This is a genomic window from Streptomyces sp. NPDC033177 (assembly GCF_055577715.1).
This window is the reverse complement of the sequence record NZ_JBVIPS010000014.1, coordinates 158,974-166,963: the sequence shown is the minus strand read 5'-3', so window position 1 is coordinate 166,963 and position 7,990 is coordinate 158,974. Positions and strand designations below refer to the sequence as shown.

Annotated in this window: 7 protein-coding genes and 1 pseudogene; 4 read left to right on the top strand and 4 right to left on the bottom strand. The window is 67.5% G+C overall.

Translation table 11 applies throughout. The annotated features are described in order from the left end of the window. Nucleotides 1-48: 48 nt before the first annotated feature. Nucleotides 49-450: an integrase core domain-containing protein gene (locus ACZ5U5_RS38615; protein ID WP_469031200.1), complete on the bottom strand. Its 402-nt coding sequence runs from the start codon at nt 448-450 to the stop codon at nt 49-51. Between the two features lie 76 nt (nt 451-526). On the opposite strand from ACZ5U5_RS38615, the gene ACZ5U5_RS38610 reads away from it, so the two are divergent. From ACZ5U5_RS38610 to ACZ5U5_RS38595, 4 genes are all read left to right on the top strand, one after another. Then, the gene (locus ACZ5U5_RS38610; RefSeq protein WP_469031199.1) at nt 527-1,051 is read left to right on the top strand and encodes a hypothetical protein; all 525 of its coding nucleotides are present in this window, start codon (nt 527-529) and stop codon (nt 1,049-1,051) included. A 398-nt stretch (nt 1,052-1,449) separates the two neighbouring features. Then, complete coding sequence (locus tag ACZ5U5_RS38605; protein WP_469031197.1) at nt 1,450-2,241, top strand: tetratricopeptide repeat protein; 792 nt, start codon at nt 1,450-1,452, stop codon at nt 2,239-2,241. Beyond that, nucleotides 2,238-4,439, top strand: a complete 2,202-nt coding sequence (locus tag ACZ5U5_RS38600; protein ID WP_469031196.1) for a CHAT domain-containing protein — start codon at nt 2,238-2,240, stop codon at nt 4,437-4,439. Before ACZ5U5_RS38605 ends, ACZ5U5_RS38600 begins: the two co-directional genes overlap by 4 nt. Further along, nucleotides 4,436-5,095, top strand: coding sequence for a hypothetical protein (locus ACZ5U5_RS38595; RefSeq protein ID WP_469031195.1), 660 nt, complete (start codon nt 4,436-4,438; stop codon nt 5,093-5,095). Before ACZ5U5_RS38600 ends, ACZ5U5_RS38595 begins: the two co-directional genes overlap by 4 nt. A 92-nt stretch (nt 5,096-5,187) precedes the next feature. Here ACZ5U5_RS38595 and ACZ5U5_RS38590 read toward each other — a convergent pair whose 3' ends face one another. The 3 genes and pseudogenes from ACZ5U5_RS38590 to ACZ5U5_RS38580 all read right to left on the bottom strand — a co-directional run bounded on the left by ACZ5U5_RS38590 (nt 5,188) and on the right by ACZ5U5_RS38580 (nt 7,951). Next, nucleotides 5,188-5,451, bottom strand: coding sequence for an integrase core domain-containing protein (locus ACZ5U5_RS38590; RefSeq protein WP_469031193.1), 264 nt, complete (start codon nt 5,449-5,451; stop codon nt 5,188-5,190). Nucleotides 5,452-5,488: 37 nt separating this feature from the next. Beyond that, nucleotides 5,489-6,582, bottom strand: a pseudogene (locus tag ACZ5U5_RS38585) (integrase core domain-containing protein). Nucleotides 6,583-7,579: 997 nt separating this feature from the next. After that, complete coding sequence (locus ACZ5U5_RS38580; protein ID WP_469031192.1) at nt 7,580-7,951, bottom strand: LppP/LprE family lipoprotein; 372 nt, start codon at nt 7,949-7,951, stop codon at nt 7,580-7,582. Between the last annotated feature and the right edge of the window lie 39 nt (nt 7,952-7,990).

Here is a 7,990-nt window from a genome sequence, read left to right as displayed (position 1 = left end):
TGGGCGGGTCGCCGCGCCTGCGCCTGCCGAAAACCCCTTCCGTGCAGTTCAGGCGGTATACCGGTATTCGTGGAGGGCTCCGCCGAGGCGGTCTCTCCGGCGCACTTTCAGTTGGGTGATTTGTGTGCGGGTGAGTGGTTCAGGGACGGCGCGTAGCGGCGCTGCCTGGTCTATCGCTTGGTGGGGCCGGTGGTGGTTGTAGTGCAGTTCGAACTGGCGAAGTGCGTGGCGCAGGTGGTGCTCGTTCCAGATGAGGGTGCGGTCCAGGAGTTCGTGGCGGCAGGTCTGGACCCAGCGTTCCATGATCGCGTTCATGCGCGGGATCCGGATGCCGGTGCGTACGATCTGGATTCCGGCGTTGGTCAGGATGTCGTCGAAGAGGGCGGGGTACTTCGCGTCCCGGTCCCGGATCAGGTACGCGACGGTGGCTTTGGCGTCTGTCAGGTCCATGGCCAGGTTGCGGGCGGCTTGACTGACCCAGGCCGCGGTGGGGTGGGCAGTGGTGTCAAGGATCCGGATGCGGCGGGTGGCAGCCGCCGCCGTCGAGCCGGGGCAGTGGGGCGCTCCGGCCGGGGTGGCGACGTCCATCACGTTCTCGCGTGAGGGCGCGGTGTGGTTCCAGGCAGAGGAGTGTTTGGTCGAGGCCGTCGAGGACCTCCTGGCCCTGGAGTCCGAGATCATGGTGATGCACGAGGCGGACAGGTGGGACGACGACCTTGTGATCGTCACTGAGGTTGTCCGCGCCCAGCGGGGCACGGTGCTCATCTCCAGCGGCGCGCAGGGCGGCATCGAACTCACCGCACGCGCGGAGACGGCGGTCGTAGGAGCAAGGGCCGGCGTACAGATCACCGCGTCGCGCAACATCGGGACCCAGGTGGTCGGCCACGGCGACTTGACCCCGTTGTTCCGAGCCAAGGGCATCCGCCGCAGGCTGCTGCGGCGGGCGACGCTCACCAGCCGGGAGGAGGCGGGCGCGACCGATCCGCAGAGTCCGGACGGACCGCTGCCGTCCGTCTTTTTCGGGGATGTCGACTATGACCACTTCGCCTGACGAGGCTCGTGGTGCACTCCACTGGGAGTTTCTCACAGCCTTCGGTGACCTCGACGAGGAACTGCTGGAGTCCGGTCGGATCGACCTGGCGTTCGACCCCGCCCTCGCGGCCGCGGCCCGGGCGTTGCGTACCGGAGCCGGTCTGGAGGACGCTCTGCGCCAGGTCGAGCGGCAGATCGTGCTTGCCTCGGCGGCACAGCGCTGGGTCTTCCTCGGCGCCGTCGAGAGCGCCGGGGTCGAGAATGCACAAGGCTACGGCGAACTCACCCCGGCCTATCTGCCGGCCGGGCTCTGCGACCTGCACCTTCGCGCCTTCGAGCTCGAGCACCGGCTCGGACACCCGGAGCGGGCCAAGCGGCACCTGATCCGCGCGGTCGCGACCGAAGCCCCCCCACAAGTTGCCGAAGCGCCATCTGGTCGGCCTCTACGTGGAGTCCGGCGACCACCGTGCCGCGGTCGATACCCTCACTCGGACCGTCGACGTCGAGGACCAGGACCGGGCCGGGACCTTACGTGCCCTGGCCTTGGTGCAGCTCGGTGACGAGCTCGCGCCGCTCGGCGCCGAGGAGAGTGGGCTCTGCTTCCGGCGGGCCAGGGAGCGTGATCCCGACGGTGTCGTCGGCATGCTGGCCGACTACCGCCTTCGACACCTGGATGAGACGAAGCCCTCTGAAGCAGCCATCGCCGAAAGGGCGGGCACGGGCTTTGAGCTGTACCAAGGCGGGCAACGACAGGCGGGGATCGACCACTTGGTCTCCAGTCTCGCCTGGGAGCCCTTCTCACCGAGGGCCTGGGTCGGTCTTGGTCTGGCCTACCGGGCGGTGGTTCGCGACCTCGGCCTGTTCCCCGAACCGCTTGCCGACGCCGAGCGCGAGGACCTCCTCAAAGCCGTGCAGGCCCTGCGCATGGCAGCCGATCTCGTGCCGGACAACCCCGCAGCGCTCTATGAGATCGCCTTGCTCGAACTGGCTCTGGGGCGTCCCGCCGCGGCTCTGTCGACGATGGACCGCTATCGAAGACTGCGCCCAGACGACGTGAGCGCCCTTGCCCACACCGGCTTCATGCACCTCACGAGGGGAGACCTCCCGGCCGCGGCTTCGGCGATGTTCGAGGCACAGGAACGAGAACCGGAGAACGCGGTCGCCGACGAACTGCTCATCGCGCTGTTGCGTCTGAAGGAGCACCTGTGAGCTCCGCGGACGAGCTCGCGGCGGACCTGCGGCTGGTGGGCATGGAAGGTGAGTTCGCCTCGCTGATCATGCACGAGCGATCCTTCTCGGCGATCGGTATGGGCGCGCCCGTCATCGTGCTGCCCATGAATCTGATCTCCTCAGCGCTGCAGCGGGGGAACGTGGATGAGGAAACGCTGACAGCCGGGCTGCGCCAGTCCATAGCGCATCTGCGCCGCGGTGAGCCCACCGCGCTGCTTGCGGAGAGCCTGCTCAGTCTGGCCCGGGCCGGCGGGGACGCAGAGCCGCCGCACGTGCAGCTTGCCCACATCGTGGAGGCGATCGCCGTCCTTCGTGAGGTCGGTGCCCCGCACCGACTGCCCCGTGCCTGCGTCGCTCTCAGTAGCGTTCTCAAGAAGATGGGCCGTCACTACGACGCCCTGGCGGCCCTCGACCGCGCCGCCGACACCGAACGCGAGCACCGCGACGCCGGCGCCCGCCTCGCCATCTACTACGAGCGGGCCGTGGTCCTCCGCCTGCTCGGACTGCAGGTCGAGGCGCTGTCGGAGCTCGATCACGCCACCGAGGCACTGCGCGCTCTCGGAGCAGGGACGTCGGACAAGCTCTGGGAGCTGCGGATCCGGTCGGAGTCCCTCTTCTGCCTCGGTGAGTTGGACCGGGCCGAGGAGGCGCTCGCGCAAGCCGACGACTGGCTCGCATCCTCTCCCGAGAGCAGCGTGGTCACGCCCGCTCTCGTCCGCGCCGGTGTCGTGCACCGCGGCTCCGGTGCCGCCGCCGCGGCCGACGACTATCTGGAAGCGGCGATCCGCGCTGCCCAGGACATGGCCGGCTACTCCTCGACGCGGTTCAGGCGCCACGCCCGTGAGCGTCACGACCAGACGTTCAACCTGTCCGTCAGCGCGTTGATCGAGGCAGGGCGGCACACCGCGGCGCTCGCCGCCGCCGAGATGGCCAGATCCGGCGCTGCGCTGCTGCCCAGGGACGACGACGCCCACGCGGCGGCTGCCGACGACGGCTGCCGTGCCGAGATCGCCGCCGACGCCGCGGAACTGGCCGACCAGGCACGGACCGCGCTCGCCGCCGGCGTCCGTTCCGCCCTGATCGAATGTCAGGACCAGGCCGACTGGCTGCTGTTCCGCAACGACCTGCTCGGCCGCACGTCCACGGCCCCCGCGGTCTCCCGCGATGTGGTCGACGCATGGACGGCGCAGCTGCACAGCGCCGTCGTACCGGGAACTCTGCTGCTGTCGTACGAGGCGATCGGTGAGAGTCTCTGTGTGTTCGCGGTGACCTCGGACTCGGTTCGGTGCACTGGCCTGGACGTACCGCGAGTCGAGGCCGCCCTGCTGACCATGAGTACGGCTCGGGAATGCCGCGGGCTGTTTCCCACCGACGCCCTCGACGAGTCGACCCGGCGTCTGCTCACGCCGGTCGGCTCCCTCGTGGCCGACGCCGAGGTGATCGTGATCGTGCCGTGCGCGGAGCTGCACGGCTTGCCGTTCCATGCCATGCGACCCCTCCACGGCAAGACGGTCACCTACAGCACCCGGGTGGCGGACCTGTGGCCGGGCTCGGCCACAGGTCCGGAACGCCCACTGGGCGTGACGTCTCGCTGGACGGGTCTTGGAGTGCCTGCGGTGCCGTACTCCGCAATGCCGGAACTCGGCCATGTCCGCACGGAGCTGCACGACATCGGGGCGCATTTTGCATCGCCGAACGTGATCGTCGATCCGCCAGCCTCCGCAGCCGACCTGTTGGGGCCGACGGTACACGCCGATGTCCTGCACATCGCCTGCCACGCCGCGTTCGAGCCCACGGCCCCGCACTTGTCCCGCCTGCTGCTCGCGGACCGACCGGTCTTCGCCTTCGAGGTCGCGGTGATGCCCCTGGACGCCGCCCATGTCGTCCTCAGCGCCTGCGAGACCGCCGACGCTGCCGCCCACCAGGGCGGCCACACGCAGAGCCTTGCCTCGGCGTTCCTCACCGCCGGCGCGTCCGGTGTGACCGGTTCGCTGTGGCCGGTCGACGACCGAGCGGCGGCCCGCTTCCTGACGACTCTCTACGAACGCCGGATGAGCACCGGTGCCTCGATGGCCGACGCGTTGGGCTGGACCCGGTCGGTATTCGCAGAGGAAGCCCCCCACCCGCACTACTGGGCGCCGTTCGTGCACATTGGCGCGTTGGGAGCCGACCGGTGAGCCAGGACTGGGTACCGGCGACGTACCTCCCGCCTGCCGACGAGCCCAGAGCACTCGTACGGCGTGGTCAGCCGTCGGTTCGCGGTGCCGAACCGACGGCTCCGCAACTCGTCCCGGAGGACGAGGTCAACTGCCGGGTGTGCCGACTCCGCGCCATTCATCACGGCGACGGCCTGCTCGTCGTCTCCTGCGGTCTACGCGTGCGCACCTCGCAGGCGGTGGAACTGCGCTGGGCCCGGCTGCGAATCACGCCGACGACACCGGATGTCGAAGCAGTGTCCGGGTTTCCGCGCTCGGTCCTGAGACCAACGCAGTTCACCGGCCTGTTCAGTCTCTCCCCGGACGCCGAACTGGAACGCGAGGAGTTCGAAGTTCACGGGTCGGCCGGTCCTGAGGGTTCCTTCGCGCCCTGTCTCGTCGCCGGCCGGATCGATCCGCGCGGGATCTTCTGGGACTTCCACTCCCTTGACGGTGCACTGCCCGACGGCTCGGACCAGCTCTTCTTCACCGCCCGTAGCCCCAGTGAGGCGGGCGCAACCTTCGAGATCAACGCCCTGATCTCGGTCGCGGCCGTGACGGGCTCGGCCGCCGAACAACGTGAGCAGCTCCTCGAACTGCTGCCATACACCCGAACCGTGGATGCGCCCGCAAAGTGACCGCTGCCCACGTGAATCCGAGTCCGTCCTCATGCGGATCAAGTGAGAACGGTGCCACACAGGTGTGCCGTTCGGAAACTCATCGCCCCTGGTCAGGTTGCATATCTGTACTCGTTGATAACGCCGCCGAGTGTTCGGGTGCGTAGAGCGCGGTGAGCGGGCGGAGCGGTCATGGGCGTCGGGTGCTTCCGGGCGAGGGGAGGGAGCTGTCGGCGAGCCTGGTGGGGGCGATGACTGTTGTAATGCCGGGCGTACACATCGAGGACGTGCCGGGCGTGGGACTCGTTCCAGATCAAGAGGTGGTCGAGGACCTCGCGCCGCAGGGTGCCGATGACCCGTTCACAGTGGGCGTTCATCCGAGGGTGCGCCTGCCGAAAACTCCATCCGCGCAGTTCAGGCGATATGTTGGTATTCGTGGAGGACTCCGCCGAGGCGGTCTCTCCGGCGCACTTTCAGTTGGGTGATTTGTGCGTGGGGGAGTGGTGCGGGAACGGCGCGTAGGGGTGCTGCCTGGTCTATCGCCTGGTGGGGCCGGTGAAGGTTGTAGTGCAGTTCGAACTGGCGGAGTGCGTGGCGCAGATGGCGCTCGTTCCAGATGAGGGTGCGGTCCAGTAGTTCGTGGCGGCAGGTCTGGACCCAGCGTTCCATGATCGAGTTCATGCGCGGTATCCGGACGCCGGTGAGCACGACTTGGATGCCGGCGTTGCGCAGGATGTCGTCGAAGAGGGCTGGGTATTTCGTGTCCCGGTCCCGGATCAGGTGCGCGTGGGTGGCCTGTGCGTCAGCGAGGTCCATGGCCAGGTTGCGGGCGGCCTGGGCCACCCAGGCCGCGGTGGGGTGTGTGGTGGTGCCGAGGATGCGGATGCGGCGGGTGGCGTGCTCGATGACCGCGAGGATGTACTGGCGCTGTCCGGTCAGGGTGACGGTCTCGATGAAGTCGCAGGCCATCAGGGCGTCTGCCTGCGAGCGCAGGAAGTCAGCCCAAGTTGTGGCGGCCCGGTCGGGCGCGGGGTCGATGCCCTCGGAGGTGAGGATCTCCCAGACGGTGGAGGCCGCGACTTTGATGCCGAGGGTGGCGAGTTCGCCGTGCACCCTGCGATAACCCCACGCCGGGTTCTCCCGCACCAGGCGCAGGACCAATCTGCGGATGGAGGGGACCGTGGGTGGTCGTCCGGGCTTCTTCGGCTGGCACCGGCGGGAATGGCGCCGTTTGATCAGGTCGCGGTGCCAGCGCAGCACGGTGTCAGGCCGGACCAGTAAACGGAGTCGATGCAGGGACTGACGTGGCAGGGGGATCAGTAGAGCGGCGAGGAACGCCTGGTCCGTGGGAGTGAACTTGAAGGGTCCGTGCCGAGTTGTCGCTCAAGGACGGTGATCTGGTGGCGCAAGGCGAGGATCTCCGCGTCCTTGTCGCGATCGCTCAGCGGCAGCAGTCGCAGTGCGGCGAACGTGTTGGTGACGGTCAGATAGGCGAGACGAAGCAGCACAAGTGCTCATCCTGCCGCACCACCGACCAGGCTCTTGAGCTGCATGGACGATATTCTCGGCAGGCGCAGTGTTCGATGACGGCGAGGATGTACTGACGCTGCCCGGTTAGGGTGACGGTCTCAATGAAGTCGCAGGCTATGAGGGCATCGGCTTGGGAGCGCGGGGTCGATGTCCTCGGGGGTGAGGATCTCCCAGATGGTGGAGGCGGCGATCTGGATGCCGAGGGTGGCGAGTTCGCCGTGCATTCGGCGGTAGCCCCAGGACGGTTCTCCCGGACCAGGCGCAGGATCAGCACGCGGATTGAGCGGACTGTGGGCGGTCGGCCCGGCCTCTTCGGTCGGCACGTGCGGGCATGGCGCCGTTTGATCAGGTCGCGGTGCCAGCGCAGCACGGTGTCGGGCCGGATTAGCAGCCGTAGTCGGCGCAGAACCTGACGGGGGAGTGGTGCCAGCAGAGGGCAAGGAATGCCCGGTCTTCCGCAGTGAGCTTGATCCGGTCCCGCCCCGAGCTGCCGTTCCAGGACGGTGAGTTGATGGCGCAGGGCGAGGATCTCCGCATCCTTGCAACGGTCGCTCATTGGTAGCAGCCGCAGCGCGGCGAGCATGTTAGTGATGGTCAGGTAGGCGAGGCGAAGCAGCATGAGTGCTCATCCTGCCGCACCACCCTGACCAGGCTCCTGAGCTGTATGGATGACATTCTCGGCAGGCGCACAGTCGGAGGCATGGGCATTGTTCATTGCTGACCGCTGTCGTTGGCGCGATAGCGGTGCTGAACTGCACCGACGTAATATTCGGCACCCACAGGACCGCTGTGCCGCGGGCGCATGCCCAGAGGCGGAGGCCACGGTCTCAAGTCCGATGAGGCCGTGGCCGACATACCGGTACCAGACCAGATCGATCGTGTGCCTGTGCTCGCGCGCACGACGTGTGCCTTGTAGCGGGTGAAGGCGGTGGCCACGCAGATCAATCGAGGTGCCCGCCACCACGGCGGTTGACGTCACTGGTCTGGGGAATTCGGATGCTCGGGCAACGAGGGCGAGAAAACTACCTTGCCGTCCTCCCAGCGCGCCCGGTACTCGCGCTCGCCGCCGGAATGACAGCACTGCGGATCCGTCGGCCGGTACACGGGATAGGACAGGGTAACCGTCTTTCCGTCCTGGCTCTTAATCGTTGATTGGGTAGCTGCTGCCACGTCGTAGCCCGCGTATTCGTTGCCGTAGAAGAAGAATACGGAAACGCATTTTCCATTGACGCTTCCGGTGCAGTGAGCGTGGATCGCACGAAGGGGACCACGGAGCTTTTTTAGAGTGCCGGTCTTGGTGTCGGCTGTGTATCCCAAACGCTTGATTCGGAGCAGCGCGCGGTCCACGTCGAAGGGCTTCTTTCTGTCCTTTATGGGCTTTTCCGT